This is a genomic window from Microbispora siamensis, from assembly GCF_016863095.1.
Taxonomy (GTDB): Bacteria; Actinomycetota; Actinomycetes; order Streptosporangiales; family Streptosporangiaceae; genus Microbispora; species Microbispora siamensis.
In genome coordinates this window covers 13,928-34,807 of sequence record NZ_BOOF01000048.1, presented here as the reverse complement: position 1 = coordinate 34,807, position 20,880 = coordinate 13,928, and the positions used below count along the sequence as shown (strand labels likewise).

Genomic DNA, 20,880 nt, shown 5'->3' with positions numbered 1-20,880 from the left:
GCACCTCCCTCCAGCCGGCGCTGGAGTTCGCGCACACGAGCGCGTCGACACGGTCGGCAAGGTACGCGTCGCGCTGGCCCGCGCTCATCGCGTCCCAGTCGGCCGGTTCCCTCCAGCACCTGGCCCCCGGGCAGCAGGAAGGGCCCGGCGTGGGTGCCGGCGAGCAGGCATTCGGTCACCGCCGGATCCGCACACAGGATGGTGTGCCAGACCGTCATGCGCATGGCGCGTCCCCCTCACTGCCAGAGCGGTCGGGCCGCAGCGCCCCCGGCCGCCACGGGGAGGGTCAGCCGGTGCCGGCGGGATGCAGGACGACCTTGGTCCAGCCGGGATCCCGCCGGTCGAAGTGCTCGTAGCCGCCGGGCGCGTCGTCCAGATCCAGCTCGTGTGAGACGACCCACGACGGCCGGGCCTTCCCCTCGTGGATGAGGGTGCAGAGCTGCCGGTTGTAGTTCTTGACGTTGCACTGACCGTTGCCCATGGTCTGGCCCTTGAACCAGAACATCCCGTAGTCGAAGGCGATCTCACCCTGCTTGTAGAGGTCGTCGGGGCTGCCGGCATCCACGGGGATGAACACGCCCACGACCCCGATCGTCCCGGCGAACCTCACCGACTTGACGAGGTTGTTCAGCGTCATGTTGGGATGCTCGTGCCCCTGGGGGTCGTGCGCCTGGAAGCCCACGCACTCGCAGCCCCGGTCGGCGCCCCTGCCGTGCGTGAGCTCCATGACCTGCTCGACCGGGGACCCCTCGGAGTCGTTGATCGGGATCGCACCGACCTCCTCGGCCTTGGCCAGCCGGTCCGGGTGGCGGTCCACGACCATCACCATGCCCGCGCTCTTGAACGTCGCGGAGTAGGCGGCCATCAGGCCGACCGGCCCAGCCCCGTAGATCACGACCGAGTCGCCGGCCTGCACACAGGCGAGCTGGGTCGCGTGCCAGCCGGTGGGCCAGATGTCGGCCAGCATGACGTAGTCGGTCTGCCTCTCCCGCGCGTCGTCCGGCAGGACCAGGCAGTTGAAGTCGCCGAACGGCACACGCAGCAGCTCGGCCTGGCCGCCGTTGTACGGGCCCATGTCCGCGAAGCCGTAGGCGGCCCCGTCCACCCCCGGCTCCGGGTTGGTGGTAAGGCAGAAGGCGGTCAGGCCTCGCTCGCAGTTGGCGCAGAAGCCGCACGCGATGTTGAACGGCACGCAGACCATGTCGCCGACGCGGACGCGCACCACTCCCGGCCCCACCTCGACCACCTCGCCGAGGTTCTCGTGGCCGAGGACACGGCCCGGCTCCAGGTCGGTCCGGCCTTCGTACATGTGCAGGTCCGACCCGCAGATGTTGGTCGTGGTGACACGGACCAGGACGTCGGTGGGCATCTCTATCCGCGCGTCCGGCACGTTCTCGACGCCGACCTGCCGGGGTCCCTCGTATACGACTGCCTTCATGGTGTCCTCGCTTCTAGAGCAGCGGCTCGCTCGGCCGGGGGTAGGCGCCCCGCAGGTCGGGCGACTCGGTGAGCTCATCCGGCCAGCGCATCGCGGACCCATTCCCGCAGCACGGGCGCCGGGGCGGCGCCGGCCCGCTGGACGACGACCCGCCCCAGCCGCAGGACGGCGAGCGTCGGGACGGCCTGCACGCCGAAGCGCCGCGACGTCTCTGGCGCCTCGTCGATGTTCACCTTCACCAGCTTGATCCGCCCGGCCAGCTCGGTGGCGACCTGCTGGAGCGCCGGGCTCACCATGCGGCAGGGCCCGCACCAGGACGCCCAGAAGTCGACCACGACCGGAATCCGCGCCGCCTCGGCGACCTCCGCGAAGTCGTCGTCCCGCGCGTCGACCACCCACGGCAGCGGCTCGCGGCACTCGCCGCAGCGCGGCGCTCCCGCCCCCGCCTTGGGCACGCGGTTGTTCCGGCCGCAATGCGGGCACCTGACGACGCTCGACTCCACGACCTTCGGCGGCATCCGTCAGCCCTCCGGGTTCTCGTACATGACGACGATCTCGCCGCCGGACAGTCCCACCCGGATGGTCGCGCCGTCGCGGACGTCGCCGGCGACCAGCGCTCGCGCCACCCGGGTCTCCACCTCCCGAGCGATGTAACGCCGCAGCGGGCGGGCTCCGTAGATCGGGTCGAACCCGCGCTCGGCGATGCAGCGCACCGCCTCCGGGCTGACCTCCAGCGTCATCCGGCGCTCGGCGAGCCGCGCCCTGATGTCGTTGAACATCAGCGAGACGATCTGCTCGATCTCGCCCTCGGTGAGCGGCTTGAACAGCACGATGTCGTCGATGCGGTTGAGGAACTCGGGACGGAACCGGGCACGCAGCTCCGCCATGACCATCTCGCGCACCTCCGGGTCGATCTCGCCTGACGGCGCCACCTTCTCGCTCAGGTAGTGCGAGCCGATGTTGGACGTCATGATGATCACGGTGTTGCGGAAGTCGACCGTACGCCCCTGGGCGTCGGTGAGCCGCCCGTCGTCCAGCACCTGCAGCAGGGTGTTGAACACGTCCGTGTGCGCCTTCTCGATCTCGTCGAAGAGCACCACGGAGTACGGCTTGCGCCGCACGGCCTCGGTGAGCTGGCCGCCCTCCTCGTAGCCGACGTACCCGGGCGGGGCGCCGACCAGGCGGCTGACGGTGTGGCGCTCCTGGTATTCGCTCATGTCGACGCGGACGATGTTCTCCTCGGTGTCGAACAGCGCCTCGGCCAGCGCCTTGGCCAGCTCGGTCTTCCCGACTCCGGTCGGCCCGAGGAAGATGAACGACCCGATCGGGCGGCGGGGGTCCTTGATCCCCGAGCGCGCCCGGATGATGGCATCGGCCACCGCCTGCACCGCCTCGTCCTGGCCGATCACCCGCTGGTGCAGGATCTCGTCGAGCCGCAGCAGCTTGTCCCGTTCGCCCTCCTGCAGGCGGCTGACCGGGATGCCGGTCCACCGCGACACGATGCCCGCGATCTCCTCCTCGGTCACCACCTCACGCAGCAGCCGCTGCCCGCCCTGCTTGCTCTCCAGCTGCTCCTCCGCCGCCCGCAGCTTCCGCTCCAGCTCGGGAAGCCTGCCGTGCCGCAGCTCGGCCGCGCGGTTCAGGTCGTACATACGCTCGGCCTGCTCGGCCTCCCGGCGTACGCTCTCGATCTCCTCGCGCAGCTGCTGCACCTTGCGCAGGGCGTGCCGCTCGGCCTCCCACTGGGCCCGCATGGCGTCGGCCTCGGCCCGCAGGTCGGCCAGCTCCTTGCGCAGCGTCTCCAGGCGCTCCCGGCTCGCCGGGTCGTCCTCCTTGGCGAGCGCCGCCTCCTCGATCTCCAGCCGCGTCACCCGGCGGGTCAGCTCGTCCAGCTCGGCAGGCATCGAGTCGATCTCCGTGCGCAGCATGGCGCACGCCTCGTCGACCAGGTCGATGGCCTTGTCGGGGAGGAAGCGGTCGGAGATGTAGCGGTGGCTCAGCACCACCGCGGCGACGATCGCGCCGTCTTGGATCTTCACGCCGTGGAAGACCTCCAGCCGCTCGCGCAGCCCGCGCAGGATGGAGATCGAGTCCTCGACCGACGGCTCGTCGACGAAGACGGGCTGGAAGCGGCGCTCCAGCGCGGCGTCCTTCTCGATGTGCTTGCGATACTCCGTCGCGGTCGTCGCGCCGATCATGTGCAGCTCGCCGCGGGCCAGCATCGGCTTCAGCATGTTGCCGGCATCCATCGCCCCCTCGGCGGCCCCGGCGCCGACCACCGTGTGCACCTCGTCGACGAACAGCAGGATCCGCCCCTCGGACGACCTCACCTCGGTCAGCACGGCCTTCAGCCGCTCCTCGAACTCGCCCCGGTACTTGGCCCCCGCGACGAGCGCGCCCATGTCGAGGCTGAAGATCGTCTTGTCCTTCAGGCCCTCCGGCACGTCGCCCCGCGCGATGCGCTGCGCGAGCCCCTCCACGATCGCCGTCTTGCCCACGCCCGGGTCGCCGATCAGGACCGGGTTGTTCTTGCTCTTGCGGGACAGGATCTGGACGACCCTGCGGATCTCGCCGTCCCGCCCGATGACGGGGTCGAGCTTGTCGGCCCGCGCCGCGGCGACGAGATCGCGCCCGTACTTCTCCAGCGCCTCGTAGGCCACCTCCGGGTTGGCGGAGGTCACCCGCTGGTTCCCGCGCACCTGCGTCAGCACGGACAGGAAACGCTCGCGGGTCAGCCCGTGCCCCTTGAGCAACCGGCCGGCCGCGCTGTCGACGCCCTCGTCCAGCAGCGCCAGCAGCAGGTGCTCGACCGACACGTACTCGTCCTTCAGCCGGCCGGCCTCCCGCTCGGCGGCGTCGAGCAGCCGGGACAGCCGCTGGGTGACGTAGACCTGGCCGGGGGCGGCGCCGGGGCCGGTGACGCGGGGCCGCCGCTCCAGCTCGTGCTCCAGTTCGAGCTGGAGCTTGTCCGGATCGGCGCCGGCGACCGACAGCAGGCGCGGGACGAGCCCGTCGGGCTGCCGGATCAGCGCGAGCAGCAGGTGCTCCCCGTCGACCTCGGTGTGGCCGAAGCGGAGCGCCGCGGTCTGGGCGTCGTGCAGGGCCTCCTGCGACTTCTGCGTGAGGCGGTTCAGGTCCACGATCTGTCTCCGGTCCTTCTCGTACGGGTACGCAGAGCCGCCTCCAGCTCCGCGATGCGGTCCAGGAGGTCGGTCACGACGCCGAGAGAGGCGTAGTTGACGGCGAGCCCCGCGTGCAGGCGCTGGAGGCGGCCCGCGGCGACGACCTGGGCGGTCGGGAAGCACAGGCCGCCTGAGGAGTCCGTCCAGGCGTCGATCAGCCCCAGTGCCACCAGGCGGCGCACCAGCTCGGGGTGCAGTCCCGTGGCCCGGGAGAAGGACTCCAGGTCCAGGTGCCCGACGTCCACGTGGGCGAGCCGCACGAGCGGATAGGTCATGACGGACTCCTCGGGTTGAAAGTCGAGATCCTGGCCAGTTGCTCGTACAGGCGACGCTCCTCGTCGCCGAGCATGCGGGGCACCATGATCCGGGCCTCGGCCAGCAGGTCTCCGGGCCTGCCGCGCGGGTTCGGCATGCCCTGTCCGCGCAGGCGCAGACGGCGCCCGGACGAGGTGCCCGGCGGCACCTTGACCTTCGCCTCTCCGCCTGGCGTGTCGACCGCCACGGTCGCCCCCAGCGCGGCCTCCGACGGCGTCAGCGGGAGGCGGACGTGGATGTCGCGCCCCTCAAGGCGGTAGCGCGGGTGATCGGCGATTCGCGCGATCAGGTACAGGTCCCCCGCCCGCGCGCCGTCGCTGCCCGCGCCGCCCTGGCCCGCGAGCCGGATCCGCTGGCCGTCGGTGACCCCCGCGGGAATGTTCACCTGGAGGGTCCGCCCGCCTCCCGGGCCGGGAATCGTGATGCTCCGCCGGCCGCCGCGGTAGGCCTCCTCCACCGTGAGCGGCAGCTCGGCCTCCTGATCGGCGCCGGGCACCGGACCCCAGCCACGGCCGGCCGCGCGGCGGCCCCTGCCGCCGAAGATGCCGCCGAGCAGATCTTCGAGGTCGATGCCCTCGAAACCCTCGCCCGTGGTGAAGTGGATCTCCTCCCCGCCGGGTCCGCGCGCCCAGGCGGGCCCCTGCCCCGCCCAGCCCGGCCCCACGCCGGCTCCCGCTCCGGCGCGGGCGCGCGCGTACGCCGCCGGGTCGACGCCTTCGGGTACGCGGCGGAAGTCCGGCCCGAACGCGTCGTACCGCCGCCGCGTCTCGGGGTCCGACAGCACCTCGTACGCCTCCGAGACCTCCTTGAAGCGGTCCTCGGCGTCCGGGGCCTTGTTGACGTCGGGATGGTAGGTGCGGGCCAGCTTCCGGTAGGCCCGCTGGATCTCGTCCTGGCTCGCCGTCCTCGGCACTCCGAGAGCCTCGTAGAAGTCGCGCTCCGCCATCACTCGTCGGCCTTCGTGGAGACGATGACGGAGGCCGGGCGCAATTGCAGCGCGCCGTCACCGTACCCGGGCCGTACGACCTCGACGACGGTGCCGGCGTCGACGTCCGGGACGGCGACCGTGCTGACGGCCTCGTGCCTGGCGGGGTCGAACCGCGTCCCGATGTCGTCCCTGCGCGGGAAGCCGAGGCGCGCGAGCACGCCGACCGCCTGGTCGCGGACGGCCCGGACCCCCTCGATCACCGCGTCCGCGTCGGCGCCGGCGTGCTTGAGCGCGAGTTCGAGGTTGTCGATCACCGGCAGCCACTCGGCCGCGACACGCGTACGCTCGTCGAGCCGCTGCCGGTCCATGTCGCGCGCGACCCGCTTGCGGAGGTTGTCGAGCTCGGCAACGGCCCGCAGCCACCGGTCCTCGAGTTCGGCGAGCTGCTCCTCCGCACTGCGCGTCTCCTCACCGGCCGGCTCGGGCTCAGGAGGAGGCGTCTTGTTCCGCTCGGCCATGTCACGTCACGTCAATCAAAGCTGGTGAACTACTCGGGGCTGGTGAACTCGGCGTCGATGACGTCCTCGTCCGAGGAGCCGGCGGCGGCCTGGCCGGGCCCGGCCTGAGCCTGCCCCTGAGTCTGGGCCTGGGCGGTGGACGCCGCCACGCCGAGGCCGTGGTAGACCTGCTGCAGCTCCGCGGTCAGGCTGCGCAGCCGGTCGACGGGCACCTCCTCCTTGATGGCCTGGCGCGCCTCCATGATCAGCTGCTCCGCCCGGGCCTTCTCGTGCACAGGGACCGCGTCGCCCAGCTCGGACAGCCGGCGTTCCACCTGGTAGGCGACCGAGTCCAGCTCGTTGCGGGCGTCGATCGCGGCGCGAAGCTGCGCGTCCTCGTTGCGGTGCCGCTCCGCGTCGGCGACCATCCGGTCGATCTCGCTCTTGTCCAGGTTGGAGCTCTCGCTGATCGTGATCCGCTGCTCGGCGCCGGTGTCCTTGTCCTTGGCGGAGACGTTCAGGATGCCGTTCGCGTCGATGTCGGTGGTGACCTCGATCTGGGGCACCCCGCGGGGCGCGGGCCGGATGTTCTCCAGCCGGAACCGGCCGAGCACCCGGTTGTCGGCGGCGCGCTCGCGCTCGCCCTGCAGGATGACCACGTCCACGGCCGACTGGTTGTCCTCGGCGGTGCTGAACGTCTCGGTACGGCGGGCCGGAATCGTGGTGTTCCGCTCGATGATCTTCGTCATCACGCCGCCGAGCGTCTCGACGCCGAGCGACAGCGGCGTGACGTCCAGCAGCACGACGTCCTTCAGCTCGCCCTTGATGATGGCGGCCTGGACGGCCGCGCCGACGGCCACGACCTCGTCCGGGTTGACCGTCATGTTCGGTTCCTTGCCGGTCAGCCGCCGCACGAGCTGCTGCACGGCCGGCATGCGGGTGGAGCCGCCGACGAGGATCACCTCGTCGAGGTCGTTCGTGGTCAGCTTCGCGTCGGCCATGGCCTGCTCGACCGGGCCCCGGCAGCGCTCCAGCAGGTCGTGGGTGATCTGCTCGAAGGTCGAGCGCATGAGCGTGGTGTTCAGGTGCTTGGGGCCGGTCGCGTCGGCCGTGACGAACGGCAGGCTGACCTGCGTCTGCGTGACCGCCGACAGCTCGACCTTGGCCTTCTCCGCGGCCTCGAACAGCCTCTGGAGAGCCTGCGGATCGCGCCGCAGGTCGATGCCCTGCTGCTTCTGGAACTCGTCGGCCAGGTGGTCGACGATGCGGCGGTCGAAGTCGTCGCCGCCCAGGTGGGTGTCGCCCGAGGTGGCGCGGACCTCGATGACGCCCTCGCCGATGTCGAGGATGCTGACGTCGAACGTGCCCCCGCCCAGGTCGAACACGAGAACGGTCTCGTTGCCCTTCTTGTCCAGGCCGTACGCCAGGGCCGCCGCGGTGGGCTCGTTGATGATCCGCAGGACCTCCAGGCCGGCGATCTTGCCGGCGTCCTTGGTGGCCTGCCGCTGGGCGTCGTTGAAGTACGCGGGGACCGTGATGACGGCCTCGTTGACCTTCTCCCCCAGGAACTTCCCCGCGTCAGACGCCAGCTTGCGCAGCACGAAGGCGGAGATCTCCTCCGGCGCGTAGAGCTTGTCCCGCACCTTGAACCGGACGGCGCCGTCCGGGGCCGGCACGACGTCGAACGAGACCGCCTTGATCTCGCTCTGGACCTCGTCGAACTTCCGCCCGATGAAGCGCTTGGCCGAGTAGATCGTCCCCTTCGGGTTCAGGATCGCCTGGCGTCTGGCCATCTGGCCCACCAAGACCTCGCCTTGGTCGGTGAACGCCACCACCGAGGGGGTCGTACGCGACCCCTCGGCGTTCGGGACGACCGTCGGATGGCCGTCCTCCGTCGTCGCGATCACCGAGTTCGTCGTGCCGAGGTCGATTCCCACTGCCTTGGCCATGTCCTCATCCCCTCACCGGCGCTCACCTGAGCGCCGCGGCCTCGCGGGCGTCGGTGAGCACGCGCCGGGCCTCGTCGGCGAACTCGGGGTCCACGAGGATGTCGTAGTGGTCGGCGACGAGAAGACCGATCCAGCCGCCGGTGCCCGCGCCGGTCAGGAGCGCGCGGCCGAGACCCCACCGCCCGAGCACCTTCTCCTCCCACCGCAGATCGCAGCCCACGATGGTGACGTGTTCGAACGGGAAGTCGTGGCGGGCCAGGACGTCCACCGCGCGCTGGGCCGCGTCGTAGCTGCTATAAGTGGCCAGCACCACCTTGTGGGGGCCTGCTGTTCTCGGGACGCTCATCGGACCACTCCCCTGGCTGCTGGCGGATGACGAAAGGAAAGACGCCTGCCAGATCGCCACGTGGTCGAGCCCCGCAGGTCTCTCTGCCTGCCGGCGAGCCGCAGCAATCGGAACTCCCGGCTGCCTCCCCTCGCGCCTGCCCTTGAAACCGGCCCGTGCCTCTCCGGAGACGGCGCAGAACGGCCGCTGGAACGCATGACGAGGAATGACGCGCCGCCGCACCCCAGGGGTGTCGGGTGGCGAATCGCGGGTACGGCCCTATGGCCGCTTCGTCACCGTCCATCACTGATCACCATGTACGTCCCGAGCGGGGAGCGAGGCGAGGCCGACATGACCGGAGAACATCAGCGCGCATCCGAGCGGCTCTCCCGGGCGCTGTCCGGCGCGATGGAACGGATGGGTCCCGCCCTCGAACGCGTACGGCTCGCCGCGCCGTCCGCCGTCCGGCGATTCGGCCGCCCCGCGGCGGTGGCGGGAGCGGCCGCCGCCACCGGAGCCGGCGCGTACGCGGCGACGCGGGCATGCGTGCGGCGCCCCGGGGTCGCGCCCGGTGAGGGCGTGGACCTGCACGCCGCCGTCACGGTGAAATGCCCGCGTGACCAGGTGTACCGGTTCTGGCACCGGTTCGAGCGACTGCCGTCCTTCATGACGCACGTGGCGTCGGTGACGACGATCGACGGCATCACCCACTGGACGGCCAGGGGCCCCGCCGGAATGACGGTCGAGTGGGACGCGAAGATCGTCGAGGATCTCCGGGACGAGCTGATCTCCTGGCGCTCGACGAGCACCGCCCTGGCGCCGAACAGCGGAACCGTGCGGTTCTGCGAGGCGCCCGGCGGGCGCGGCACCGAGGTGCGGGTGCACCTGCGGTACGACCCGCCCGGAGGCAGAGCCGGCCTCGCGGTCGCCAGGCTGCTGGGCGAGCACCCCGAGCAGCAGGTGCGCGACGACCTGCGCCGGTTCAAGCAGGTCATGGAGACCGGCGAGGTCGTCCGGTCGGAGGGCAGCCCGGAAGGGACGCGGGCGCTGCGGCAGCTGAAACGGCGTCCGGCCCGGCCGGTGCGGTGAGGAGTCCGCCATGAAGGCCAACTGCTGGATGGGCCGCGGCGACGTCGAGGTCCGCGACGTGCCCGACCCGCGGATCCTCAACGGCCACGACGCCGTCGTTCGCGTCACCTCGACCGCCATCTGCGGCTCCGACCTGCACCTGTACGACGGCTTCGTCCCCACCATGAAGAAGGGCGACATCCTCGGCCACGAGTTCATGGGCGAGGTCGTCGAGGTGGGCCCCGACGTGCGGAACCTTCACGTCGGCGACCGGGTGGTCGTCCCGTTCCCGATCGCCTGCGGCCGCTGCGCCGCCTGTGAGCTCGGCCTCTATTCGGTGTGCGAGAACACCAATCCGAACGCCGGCCTCGCGGAGAAGTTTCTGGGCCACTCCCCCGCCGGCATCTTCGGCTACTCCCACATGCTGGGCGGCTACCCGGGCGGCCAGGCGGAGTACGCCCGCGTACCGTTCGCGGACGTCGGCCCCATCAAGATCGAGGACGGGCTGGCCGACGAGCAGGTGCTGTTCCTGTCCGACATCCTGCCCACCGGGTGGATGGGCGCCGAGATGTGCGAGATCAAGCCCGGCGACGTCATCGCCGTGTGGGGAGCGGGACCGGTCGGCCAGTTCGCGGTGGCCGGGGCCTACCTCATGGGCGCGGATCAGGTCGTCTGTATCGACCGATTCGCCTACCGCCTGCGGATCGCCGAGCGCGCGGGCGCGACGGCCCTCGACTACGAGGAGGTCGACGTCAGGGAGGCCCTGCTCGACCTGACCGCGGGCCGCGGCCCGGACGCGTGCATCGACGCCGTCGGCATGGAGGCCCACTACGCCAACCCCGCGCTGTACGCCTACGACCGCACCAAGCAGGCGACCCGCCTGGAGACCGACCGGCCGTACGCCCTGCGCGAGGCCATCATGAACTGCAGGAACGGCGGGATCGTGGCGGTGATCGGGGTCTACGCCGGCTTCCTCGACAAGTTCCCGATGGGCGCGGTCATGAACCGGTCGCTGACGCTGAAGGCCGGCCAGTGCCACGTGCAGCGCCACCTCAAGCCGCTGCTCGCGAAGATCCGCGAGGGCGACATCGACCCGAGTTTCGTGATCACCCACCGCCTGCCGCTCGACGAGGCTCCGCGCGGTTACCAGATGTTCAGGGACAAGCAGGACGAGTGCAACAAGGTCGTCCTGACCCCGTGACCGGGTTCCGGAGGTCTCCCCCGCCCCCGGGCGATGGCGGCATCCCGGCGGACTCTACGATCCTCCGGTGACCACCTTCACCCGCGGGTTCCGGGGCAGACGCAGGGGCGAGGACGACCGGCTCCCGCCCGGCCAGTACCTCACCGAGGACTTCCCCGTGCTGTCGGCCGGCCCCACGCCGCACGTGCCGCTCGACCGGTGGGAGTTCACGATCGACACCGAGGCCGGGCAGGTGCACCGGTGGACGTGGCAGGAGCTGACGGCGCTGCCGTACGAGGAGCCGGCCGTCGACATCCACTGCGTGACCAGCTGGTCCAAGCTCGGCACCAGCTGGCGGGGCGTCTCTCTCGACGTGCTCTTCGAGGACGTCGAGACGACGGCGGACTACGCGCTGGTCCACTCGTACGGCGGCTACACGACGAACCTGCCGCTCGACGACCTGCTGGACGGCAAGGCGTGGATCGCCTACCGCTACGAGGGTGAGGAGCTGGCGGCGAGCCACGGCGGGCCGGCCAGGCTGCTGGTGCCGCACCTGTACTTCTGGAAGTCGGCCAAGTGGGTGCGCGGCATCCGGCTGCTCACCGAGGACTGGCCGGGTTTCTGGGAGACCGCGGGCTACCACAACTACGGCGACCCGTGGCGCGAGCAGCGCTACGCCGATGACTAGGTGGAGGGCCGCGCGCCTGGTCAAGGTGCGCGACGAGAATCCGACCGCCCGCACGCTGGTCTTCGACGTGCCCGGCTGGCCGGGCCATCTGGCCGGCCAGCACGTCGACGTCAAGCTCACCGCCGAGGACGGCTACTCCGCCCGCCGCAGCTACTCTCTCGCGGGGACCGAGGGCGTGGAGCTGACCGTGCAGCGGGTGCCCGACGGCGAGGTCTCGCCGTACCTCACCCTGGACATGGAACCCGGCGACGAGCTGGAGCTGCGCGGCCCGGTGGGCGGCTGGTTCGTCTGGCGCCCGGACGGCCCCGCGCCGGTGCTGCTGGTCGCGGGCGGCGCGGGCATCGTGCCGCTGATGGCCATGATCAGAGCCCGCCGCGCCGCCGGGGCGGACACGCCGTTCCGGCTGGTCTACGCCGTGCGCTCGCCCGAGCGGCTGTGCTACGCCGACGAGTTGCTGCGCCCCGACCCGGGCGTGTCGGTCACGCTCGCCTACACGCGCCGGGCCCCCGAGGGGCACCCGCGGCCGCCCGGCCGTCTCACCGCCGCCGATCTCGGGCCGTACGGCGAGGCCGACTGCTATGTGTGCGGCCCCACCGGCTTCGTGGAGGCCGCGGCGGCGCTCCTGGTGGGGCTCGGCCACGACCCCGCCCGTATCAGAACCGAACGTTTCGGCCCCACGGGAGACTGACATGCAGGCCGACCATCTCGACGGGAACGCCCTGGCCGGTCCGCTGGCCGAGATCTTCACGGCCGACGTCTCGGCCGCCGTCAGCCGCTGCGCCTCGTGCGGCCTGACCGGTCCGGTGGCCTCGCTGCGCGTGTACGACCGGGCCCCCGGCCTCGTGGCCCGCTGCCCTGGATGCGAGGAGGTCGTGCTGCGCCTGGTCCGGAGTCCGGACGCGGCCTGGCTGGACCTGCGCGGCGCCGTCTCCCTGCGCATCCCACTGAGTGGCACGAACCCGAGCGCGGTCCTCTCGGACGAGGGTGGAAGATCCGGCGCGGAGCGATGACGATCAGGCCGGCAGCCGGAGTCGCCCGGCTGCCGGCTCACTCGCGTGTCAGGGGCGGGCCTGCGCGTCGTCTCCGATGACGGGGGCGGTGTGGGTGTCCACGTCCAGCGCGGAGCGGGCCACGACGCCCCCCTCGCCGACCAGAGCGATGTGCAGCCGTCCGCTGGTCCAGCCGTCCGGAAGCACGGCGCGGACCTCGGTGGGCGCGCCGAGCAGGAACGGCTTCGCCTCCGCGGCGGGGCCCGGCTCCCCGGAACCCATGAGCGCGGCGTCCTCGGGAGCGGGACCGAAGACCGGGGTCCAGGCGGTGTGCAGGTGGCCGGTCACGGGCTCGGCGCCATGGTGGGAGACCCGCACGCCGACGGCGACCTCACGCGAAGCGCTGAGCAGGTCGCGGCCGGGCGCGACCGGGACGACGTCGAGCACGAGCGTCGTGGTGGCGTTGACGTGGGCCGGGTTCACACCGGCCAGATCCTTGGGGCGGCGTTCGAAGTCGAGCAGTCCGGCCGACTCGTGCTCGATGTCGTACAGCTCCGTGTAGACGTACCCGGCGAGCCGGTCGTGACGGCGCAGCTCCTGGGTCTGCCAGCGCAGATGCCAGGCGCGTTCCACGGAGGTGAAGCCGCCGCCGTACTCGCTGTTCAGGTTGGGCAGCCCGCGCAGGGGCTGGGCCGGCGCGCCGGCCAGCTTCTTGCGTACGACGAAGTCGGGGCCGAGCCGCACGGGGAAGTCGTCCTGCCCGCCGTCGAGCAGCGCGGCCACGGTCCTGCCCCAGGACGCGGCGGACTCGTCGTAGTAGTGCCAGTCGAGCAGGTCGGTCCTGACGTGGGTCCAGCCGGAGTTGTCCACGGCGGGCCGGGTCGCGTCGAGGCTCTTGAGCAGGTCGTACGCCCGGGCGGCCGCCTGCTGCTTGGCGGGATCGCCCGGGATGTCCCAGTCCAGGCCCCACTCCTCGTTGTAGAGGCCCCAGATGACGATCGCCGGGGAGTTGCCGTCACGCTCGACCATGGGAGCGATCTGCTCCTCGAAGGCGATCACGGACTCGGGTGAGAAGCGTCCGGTGGCGGCGGGTTCGGCCCAGACCAGCATGCCGAGGGTGTCGGCGTGGTAGACGAAGCGGGGATCCTCCAGCTTCAGATGCTTGCGCACCAGGTTGTACCCCGCGGCGGCGGCCAGTTCGATGTCGCGGCGCAGCGCGGCGTCGTCCGGGGCCGTGATGCCGGTACGCGGCCAGTAGCCCTGGTCGAGCACGCCACGTACGAACAGCCGGCGGCCGTTGAGGTACAGATCCTCCCCCACCACGTCGATCGTGCGCAGCCCGGTGTATCCGGCGACCCGGTCGGTGCCGTCGGGCGAGACGAGCTCGGCGTCCACGTGGTAGAGGTGCGGGTCGTCCGGCGACCACAGCCGCGGCTCCTCGATCGGCAGTTCCACACGCACCGGCCCGTGGCCGACCGGCACCTCGACCGACGGGCCGCACCCGCGCACGGACAGTCGCAGGCGGGTCTCCCCCACCGGGCCCTCGACGTGGCCCCCGATGTGGGCCTCGGCCACGATGCCGGTCAGGCCCTCCGCGGGGCGCAGCTTCAACGCGGCCAGGTGCGTGGCCGGCCGCGCCTCCATCCAGACGCTCTGCCAGATGCCCGACGAGGGGGTGAAGCACACGCCGTCGAAGTCGTCGCGGGGAACGCTGCGCTGCTTGCCGTGCGCGATGTCCCGCTTGTCGAGCGGCGCGGCGACCCGCACCACGATCTCCTGTTCGCCCTCGCGCAGCGCATCGGTGACGTCGGCCTCGAACGGCGTGTAGCCGCCGCGGTGCGCGGCCACCTCGACGCCGTTGACCCACACGGTGGCCTCGTGGTGCACGGCGCCGAAGTGGAGCACGACCCGCTGCCCCGCCCAGGCCGCGGGCACGGTGACGCGGCGGCGATACCAGGCCACGGGCAGCCAGTGGGCCTCGACGCCGGAGGCGGGGGTCTCCCAGGCGAAGGGCACGGTGATGGTCCGATTCCAGCCCTGCTCGGTGTCGGCCCGGAAGTCCCACTCGCCGTTGAGGCTTGACCAGGAGTGCGATCGGTCGAAGTGGGGCCGGGGGTATTCCGCGCGCGGGGTCATGGTGCTCCGTTTCATGAGAGATGTGCCTGGTCAGCCTTTGACGCTGCCGGCGAGGATGCCGTTGATGAAGTGACGCTGGAGGAGGACGAAGATCACCAGGAGCGGCAGCATGGCGATGCTGCCCGCGGCGAGCAATTCGCCCCAGACAGTGGCGAAGTCCGCGCCGATCCGGTTGCCGGTGACGTTCTGCGCCAGCGTGGACAGCACCACCTGGAGCGTCTGGTGCGAGGTGTCGTTGACGGCGACGACCGGCCAGACGAAGTCGTTGTAGATGTTCATCGTGGTCAGCACGGCCAGCGCGGCCAGCCCGGGGCGGATCACCGGGAGCACGACCCTGGCGAAGACGCCGAACTCGCTCGCGCCGTCCACGCGTCCCGCGTCGATCAGCTCGTCGGGGATGGCGGCGATCGTCTGACGCATCCAGAAGATGCTGAACGCGTCGATGCTGCCCGGCAGGATCAGCGCCTGGTAGGTGTTGACCCAGCCGAGGGCGCTCATCTCCAGCAGCAGCGGGATGATCAGCACCAGGGTCGGCAGCATGAGGGTGAGCAGCACGATCCCGAACAGCAGGTTCTTGCCGGGGAAGGCGTACTTGGCGAAGGCGTATCCGGCCAGCGGGCAGAAGAACATCGTCATCGCGCCCTTGACGACCAGCACCAGCGCGGTGTTCGCGAAGCCGGTGCCGATCGGCACGTCGGCGAACATCGCCCGGTAGTTGTCCAGCGTGACGGGCCCCGGTGCGAGGGGATTGGTGATGATCTCGGCGGCCGGCTTGAGCGAGGAGCTGACCGCCCACCAGATCGGGTAGAGGAACGCCGCGGCGAGCAGCGCGAGCAGGGCGTACTGCACCGGGCCCGGCCTGGTCTGGTTCATGACACCTCGTCTTTCGGGCGCAGCAGCCTGACCGCGCCCAGGGAGAGCCCGAAGACCAGCAGCACGAGCAGGAACGAGTTCGCGGCGCCGGTGCCCAGGTCGGAGGCGGTGATGTGGTCGTAGAGGTAGAGCCCGGCGGTGGTCGTCGAGCCGTACGGGCCGCCTTCGGTGACCACGAAGGGCTCGGCGAACATCTGGAACACGGCGAGGGTCTGCACGACCACGAGGAAGGCCATGCTCCGGCGCACCAGCGGGACGGTCAGCGACCAGAACTGCCGCCGGCGAGACGCCCCGTCGATCGCGGCGGCCTCGTACACGGCGGCCGGCACGGCCTGCAGCCCGGCCAGCAGGATGATGATCGCGAAGCCGGTCGTCTTCCACAGGAACAGCAGCGCGAGCGTCGGTTTGGACCACGCCGTCGAGGTCAGCCACCCCACGTCGGGCAGGCCCACGAGGTTGAGCAGGTGGTTGACCAGGCCGTAGTCCTGGTCGAACACGACGATCCAGACCTGTGCCATGGCCACCAGCGGGGTCACGAACGGCGCGAGGAAGGCCACTCTGAACAACCCGCGCAACCGCAGCTTCGCGTTGGCCAGCAACACCGCGCCCGCGAGCCCGGCCACGATCTGGATCGGCACGATGAGCAGCCACATCACCGCGCTGTTGCCGAGCGAGGCCCAGAACTCCGGACTGGTCAGCAGGTAGACGTAGTTGCCCACACCGACCCAGGTGGCCGCGCCGGCGCCGTGCCAGCGGGTGAAGCTGAGCTGCAGCGCGAAGACGAGCGGGTAGATCCCGAAGGCGGCGAAGACCAGGAAGAACGGGGCGACGAACAGGTACGGCGACAGCCGGGTGCCGCGACGCGACCTCGGCCGCGCGCCGGCCGCCCGCCCGGACCTCGCCGTCGTGGTGAGAGCCGACATCAGGAGCGGTCGATCAGGTTGCGCTGGATCTTCTCGGCCGAATCGCCGATCACGTCGTCGGGCGACATCGCTCCGTCCATGAGGCGCTGCATGTTGTCGCCCAGGTAGTCCACCGACTTGGCCCACCACGCCGGGATCGGCGCCGCGGCCGGGATGGTGGCGGCGGCCTCGACGGCGACCTTCCACAGGTCCTGACCGCCGAGGGCGTCGATCGGCTGGAACAGTGGCTTGGCGGGGTCGAGCGCGGGCGTGAAGCTGGGGACCGAGGTCGACAGGCCTCCGGGGTACACGCTGCTCGGGCCGTACAGCGCGGTGTATCCGGGCTCCTTGAAGCACAGGAACTCGTACAGCAGCCAGGCCAGCTCCGGGTTCTTGGCCTTGGCCGGAATGACGAAGCTGCTGCCGCCCATGGCGCCGCTGCGCGGGCCGCCCGGCGTCCAGGCCGGGAGCGGAGCCGCCCGCCACTTGCCCTTGGTGGCCTTGAGAAGCTGCTGTGGCGCGAAGGACCACCAGATCGCCCACGGCACGAACACCTGCTGGCCGCCGTCGAGCGTGTTGACGTCGGCGGGCTCGAGGTAGGGCGCCCGGGTGGCGAGCCCGTCCTTCACCGCGGTCTGGATCCAGGTGAAGATCCGCCGGTACTCCGCCGAGTCCAGCCGCAGCTTGCCCTGCGTGTCGGTGAGGCTCGTGCCCTGCTGGTTGGCCAGCATCTCGAGCCACAGCTGGCCGAGGAACGGGCTCTTGTCCAGGTGGATGGGCTTGGTCTTCGGGAACTTGTCCTGGACCGTCCTGGCCGCGGTCAGCAGGTCGTCGTAGGTCGCCAGCCCGGCGGGATCGACCCCGGCCTCCTGGAGCATGTCCTCCCGGTACCACAGCAGCCCCGGGTCGAGATCCCAGGGCACGCCGTAGATCTTGCCCGCCACGGTGTTCACCGACAGCTTGTACGGCGCGATCTGGTCCCGGTAGGGCGCGATCAGGTCGGAGAGGTCGAAGAGGTGCTCGGCCTGCCCGCCGATCTTGGCGTCGTCCCAGAAGCTGCCGTCGGGCACGTCCGTGCCGCTGATCAGCGTATTGGCCAGCTTGGCGTCGATGTCCACGGCCATGTGGTTGACCTTGACGCCCGGGTACGCCTCACGGAACCTGCCGATCGCCGCGTCGAACACCTTGAACAGGTCGCCGGACCGGTTCCAGACGGTGATCTCGCCCTTGGCCGCCGTCGCTGAGGCGGAGGGCTTGGCCAGCCTGCTCGGCGCCGCCGCGCCGCCCGTGCCGGGAGCGCAGGCGGTCAGCGCGCCGCCCGCGGCGGCGAGGGCTCCGACGCCGAGGGCTCCCTTGAGGAACCCGCGGCGATCCATGGGGGATGGGGTCATCTACGTACTCCTCGCCGTCCAGAAAAGACGTTGTGAGGGCTCTGCAACGATGCAGACATAGTGCATGCTTGTCTGCAACGATGCAAGCGCCCGGTTAGGATCTTCCCAACCCCAGCAGCCGGAGGTATAGGAGACGCATGGCCGGTCCAACCCTGCGTGACGTCGCCAAGCGGGCGAACGTGTCGATCCGCACGGTGTCCAACGTGGTCAACGGGTACGCACCAGTGTCGGACGAGTTGCGCGCTCGTGTGCAGGCCGCGCTGGACGAGCTCGACTACCGCCCCAACCTCATCGCCCGCAACCTCAAGCAGGGCCGCAGCGGGATGATCGCCCTGGTCGTGCCCGAGCTGGATGTTCCCTACTTCGCGGAGCTCGCCCGCGAGGTGATCACCGCCGCCCGCGCCCGCGGCTACGTGGTGATGGTCGACCAGACCGACGGCGACGGCGAGCGCGAGCGCGAACTGCTGGGCCGGGACTCGCGCGCCACGATGTTCGACGGACTACTGCTGAGCCCGCTGAGCGTCTCGGCCGAGGAGTTGCGGGCCCGGGGCAACCGGGTCCCGATCGTGCTGCTGGGCGAGCACATCTTCAACGGCAGCTTCCACCACGTGGCCATCGACAACGTGGCCGCCGCCCGGGAGGCCACCGCGCATCTGCTGGGCCTCGGCCGGCGTCGCGTCGCCGCCATCGGCGACCAGCCGTACGCCACCGGCGAGACCGCACAGCTTCGCACCAGCGGCTACCGGCAGGCGCACGTGCGGGCGGGACTGGAGGTGGACGAGCGGCTCATCGTGCCGACTCCGCGCTTCCACCGCCGCCAGGGCGCCACGGCGATGGAGCAGCTCCTGGCCCTGCCCGAGCCGCCCGACGCCGTGTTCTGCTACAACGACCTGCTCGCCCTCGGCGCGATGCGGGCGCTGACCCGTGCGGGGCTGCGCGTCCCCGACGACGTCGCCGTGGTCGGCATGGACGACATCGAGGAAGGTCAGTACAGCACTCCCAGTCTCACCACCATCGCCCCGGACAAGAAGGAGATCGCCCGCATGGCGGTGGACGTCCTCATGGAGTCGATCGGCGGGGCGGCCCGCCCGCCCGCCGAAATCGTGGTGCCGCATCGCCTGATCGTCCGGGAGAGCACGACCGGCCAGGTGCCCGCGTCGCCCGCGATCCGTCCTGAAGAGCCCGGCGCCGGCGAGAGGGGTCAGCGGTACGTGTAGCAGTTGTTCGACTTGCCCTTGAACCGGTGGAAGGCCTTCGGGTCGTGATAGCGCCAGCGGCAGCCCGCGTCGCGCCGGCTCTGGGTGAGGTACATGGTGTCGCCCTTCCGCTTGATGCAGTAGGCGCCGGGCGTGGGCGTCTCCCGGTACTCGACCCACTCCCAGCCGAGGCTCACGCAGTAGTCGGTGAAGTGTCCGGGTCCCAGCTCCACGACCCGCTTGGCCGGCGTGGGCGAGGGCTTCACCGGCTTCGCGGCCGGGGACTCGGCGGGGACCGGCGCGGTCGTCTTCGAGTGGCGGACGGTCGGCCGCGCGGTGACCGTCCGCGTCGGGGCCGGCCGGGTGACGTCCGGCCTCGCCGTGGACTGGCTCACCCGCGGCCGGTGTGAGGAGTCGGGCGACGCGGATCGCGAGGCGGCGGTGGGCGACGGGATCTCGGCAGCCGGAGACGAGCCGCCGCCGGTGCCCGCCGAGGCGGCCGGGACCGTGCCGACCGCCGCCGCTCGCTCCGTCTCGGACCCGCCGGTCCCCGCCGACGTCCAGGGCAGGGACGGCAGGTGCAGAGACGGCAGCAGCGCGAAGGCGGCGGCCACCGTGGCCGCCGCGGCCACGACCACGGCGGCGATCGCGGCCCTGACCCGCCTGCGCCGGCCGCCGCCCGGCACGGTGACCGGCCCGGACGCCCCGGACGCCCCGGACACTCCAGGCGGCGCGGCCGGCGCGACCGGTGCGGCCTGCGGGTCGTGGCGCGGGCGCACGAGGCGGTCGAGGATCTCCCGCGCGGTCGGCCGAAGGCCCGGGTCCTTGGCGAGGCAGGCCGCGAGCAGGTCGCGCAGCGGCTCCTCGATCCCCTCCAGGTCGGGCTCGTGGTTGAGGATCCTGTTGATGATGGCGGGGATGGCGTCGGCGCCGAACGGCGGGCGGCCGGTGGCGGCGAACGCGATCGTGGACGCCCAGGCGAACACGTCGAGCGCGAAGCCGAACTCACCGGCCGAGAGCTGCTCGGGCGCCATGTAGGCGGGGGTCCCCACGACCTGGCTGGTCATCGTGCTCGTGGTGGCGAGGGCGCGGGCGATCCCGAAGTCGATGACGCGCGGCCCGTCCGGGCCGATCAGGACGTTCTGCGGCTTGAAATCCCGGTGGAGGACCCCGGCGTCGTGCAGGGCGACCAGAGCGGTGGCCGTGGCGATGGCGAGCCGTTCGAGCGCACCGCCCGACAACGGGCCCCGCGTGGCCACCACCTGGTTCAGCGGAGGCCCCTGGACGTACTCGCTCACGATGTACGGCCGGCCGCCGTCCATGCCGGACTCCAGCACCTGGGCGGTGCAAAAGCGGGCGACCCTGCGGGCGAGCTCCGCCTCGCGGGTGAAGTCGGCGCGGGCCGCGGCGTCCTGGCCGAGCCGCGCGTGGAAGAGCTTGACGGCGACGAGGTCGCCGGACTCCGCCTCGCCCAGGTAGACGACGCCCTGGCCGCCCTCGCCGATCCTGCCGGTGATGCGGTAGGAGCCCAGGCGTTCGGGATCGCTCGGCTCCAGCGGCTGCGGCATGACTCTCCGGTGGGTCGGGGGGCACGTACGGCACTCCCAGTATCCCGCCGAAGATCGCCCACAGCTCCCGGTTCAACGAAGATCGGGCGAGCGGGCCGCCGAGGGCCCATGCCGGAACGAGCCGGTTTCCGCCTTTCGCCCAGACCTGGTGAGCTTCGCCGTCGACTGGGTAGGGCGGTGGCGAACGACGGCGAACGGGCGAACAAGGGGGAATCGCCATGGTCGTCAGCACTCGTCCAAGGCAGGACCGGTCCC

19 protein-coding genes are annotated in these 20,880 nt (G+C 71.4%); 6 read left to right on the top strand and 13 right to left on the bottom strand.

Translation table 11 applies throughout. From position 1 onward, the window contains the following. Nucleotides 1-286: 286 nt before the first annotated feature. The 8 genes from Msi02_RS33950 to Msi02_RS33915 all read right to left on the bottom strand — a co-directional run bounded on the left by Msi02_RS33950 (nt 287) and on the right by Msi02_RS33915 (nt 8,655). On the bottom strand, nt 287-1,438 hold the full coding sequence (locus Msi02_RS33950; protein ID WP_204051950.1) for a glutathione-independent formaldehyde dehydrogenase: 1,152 nt from the start codon (nt 1,436-1,438) through the stop codon (nt 287-289). Nucleotides 1,439-1,512: 74 nt separating this feature from the next. After that, nucleotides 1,513-1,956 (bottom strand): thioredoxin, encoded by a 444-nt coding sequence (gene trxA, locus Msi02_RS33945; RefSeq protein WP_239108975.1) that lies wholly within the window; start codon nt 1,954-1,956, stop codon nt 1,513-1,515. Nucleotides 1,957-1,959: 3 nt separating this feature from the next. Next, nucleotides 1,960-4,578 (bottom strand): ATP-dependent chaperone ClpB, encoded by a 2,619-nt coding sequence (clpB, locus tag Msi02_RS33940; protein WP_204051949.1) that lies wholly within the window; start codon nt 4,576-4,578, stop codon nt 1,960-1,962. After that, entirely contained in the window at nt 4,569-4,895 is a 327-nt protein-coding gene (locus tag Msi02_RS33935) for a chaperone modulator CbpM (RefSeq protein WP_204051948.1), read from the bottom strand. The genes clpB and Msi02_RS33935 overlap by 10 nt, the downstream gene beginning before the upstream one ends. Beyond that, nucleotides 4,892-5,881, bottom strand: coding sequence for a DnaJ C-terminal domain-containing protein (locus tag Msi02_RS33930; protein WP_204051947.1), 990 nt, complete (start codon nt 5,879-5,881; stop codon nt 4,892-4,894). Before Msi02_RS33930 ends, Msi02_RS33935 begins: the two co-directional genes overlap by 4 nt. Beyond that, the gene (locus tag Msi02_RS33925) at nt 5,881-6,381 is read right to left on the bottom strand and encodes a nucleotide exchange factor GrpE (RefSeq protein WP_204051946.1); all 501 of its coding nucleotides are present in this window, start codon (nt 6,379-6,381) and stop codon (nt 5,881-5,883) included. The genes Msi02_RS33930 and Msi02_RS33925 overlap by 1 nt, the downstream gene beginning before the upstream one ends. 29 nt (nt 6,382-6,410) lie before the next feature. Next, nucleotides 6,411-8,309 (bottom strand): molecular chaperone DnaK, encoded by a 1,899-nt coding sequence (gene dnaK / locus Msi02_RS33920; protein WP_204051945.1) that lies wholly within the window; start codon nt 8,307-8,309, stop codon nt 6,411-6,413. Nucleotides 8,310-8,331: 22 nt separating this feature from the next. Next, a complete protein-coding gene (locus Msi02_RS33915; RefSeq protein WP_204051944.1) occupies nt 8,332-8,655 on the bottom strand; it encodes a YflT domain-containing protein in 324 nt (107 codons plus the stop codon). 330 nt (nt 8,656-8,985) lie between these two features. Between Msi02_RS33915 and Msi02_RS33910 the strand changes: the two genes are divergently transcribed. The 5 genes from Msi02_RS33910 (at nt 8,986) to Msi02_RS33890 (ending at nt 12,580) form a co-directional block, all read left to right on the top strand. Beyond that, nucleotides 8,986-9,723, top strand: a complete 738-nt coding sequence (locus Msi02_RS33910; protein WP_204051943.1) for an SRPBCC family protein — start codon at nt 8,986-8,988, stop codon at nt 9,721-9,723. Nucleotides 9,724-9,733: 10 nt separating this feature from the next. Continuing rightward, on the top strand, nt 9,734-10,903 hold the full coding sequence (locus tag Msi02_RS33905) for a zinc-dependent alcohol dehydrogenase (RefSeq protein WP_204051942.1): 1,170 nt from the start codon (nt 9,734-9,736) through the stop codon (nt 10,901-10,903). A gap of 67 nt (nt 10,904-10,970) precedes the next feature. Beyond that, nucleotides 10,971-11,570: a sulfite oxidase-like oxidoreductase gene (locus tag Msi02_RS33900; RefSeq protein WP_204051941.1), complete on the top strand. Its 600-nt coding sequence runs from the start codon at nt 10,971-10,973 to the stop codon at nt 11,568-11,570. Then, a complete protein-coding gene (locus Msi02_RS33895; protein ID WP_204051940.1) occupies nt 11,563-12,258 on the top strand; it encodes a ferredoxin reductase in 696 nt (231 codons plus the stop codon). Before Msi02_RS33900 ends, Msi02_RS33895 begins: the two co-directional genes overlap by 8 nt. A 1-nt stretch (nt 12,259) precedes the next feature. Further along, nucleotides 12,260-12,580: a DUF6510 family protein gene (locus Msi02_RS33890; RefSeq protein WP_239108973.1), complete on the top strand. Its 321-nt coding sequence runs from the start codon at nt 12,260-12,262 to the stop codon at nt 12,578-12,580. A 48-nt stretch (nt 12,581-12,628) separates the two neighbouring features. Here Msi02_RS33890 and Msi02_RS33885 read toward each other — a convergent pair whose 3' ends face one another. The 4 genes from Msi02_RS33885 to Msi02_RS33870 are packed head-to-tail and all read right to left on the bottom strand — an operon-like array spanning nt 12,629 to nt 17,861. Continuing rightward, nucleotides 12,629-14,695: a glycoside hydrolase family 2 protein gene (locus Msi02_RS33885; RefSeq protein ID WP_239108972.1), complete on the bottom strand. Its 2,067-nt coding sequence runs from the start codon at nt 14,693-14,695 to the stop codon at nt 12,629-12,631. A 30-nt stretch (nt 14,696-14,725) separates the two neighbouring features. After that, a complete protein-coding gene (locus tag Msi02_RS33880; protein ID WP_079319446.1) occupies nt 14,726-15,568 on the bottom strand; it encodes a carbohydrate ABC transporter permease in 843 nt (280 codons plus the stop codon). Continuing rightward, entirely contained in the window at nt 15,565-16,491 is a 927-nt protein-coding gene (locus Msi02_RS33875; protein ID WP_204051938.1) for a carbohydrate ABC transporter permease, read from the bottom strand. Before Msi02_RS33875 ends, Msi02_RS33880 begins: the two co-directional genes overlap by 4 nt. After that, the gene (locus tag Msi02_RS33870; RefSeq protein ID WP_204051937.1) at nt 16,491-17,861 is read right to left on the bottom strand and encodes an ABC transporter substrate-binding protein; all 1,371 of its coding nucleotides are present in this window, start codon (nt 17,859-17,861) and stop codon (nt 16,491-16,493) included. Before Msi02_RS33870 ends, Msi02_RS33875 begins: the two co-directional genes overlap by 1 nt. 137 nt (nt 17,862-17,998) lie before the next feature. Here Msi02_RS33870 and Msi02_RS33865 point away from each other — a divergent pair, with 137 nt between their 5' ends. Beyond that, entirely contained in the window at nt 17,999-19,078 is a 1,080-nt protein-coding gene (locus Msi02_RS33865; protein WP_204051936.1) for a LacI family DNA-binding transcriptional regulator, read from the top strand. Here the strand turns inward: Msi02_RS33865 and Msi02_RS33860 are convergent. Then, nucleotides 19,063-20,625: a serine/threonine-protein kinase gene (locus tag Msi02_RS33860; RefSeq protein ID WP_204051935.1), complete on the bottom strand. Its 1,563-nt coding sequence runs from the start codon at nt 20,623-20,625 to the stop codon at nt 19,063-19,065. The genes Msi02_RS33865 and Msi02_RS33860 overlap by 16 nt on opposite strands. Nucleotides 20,626-20,880: the final 255 nt, after the last annotated feature.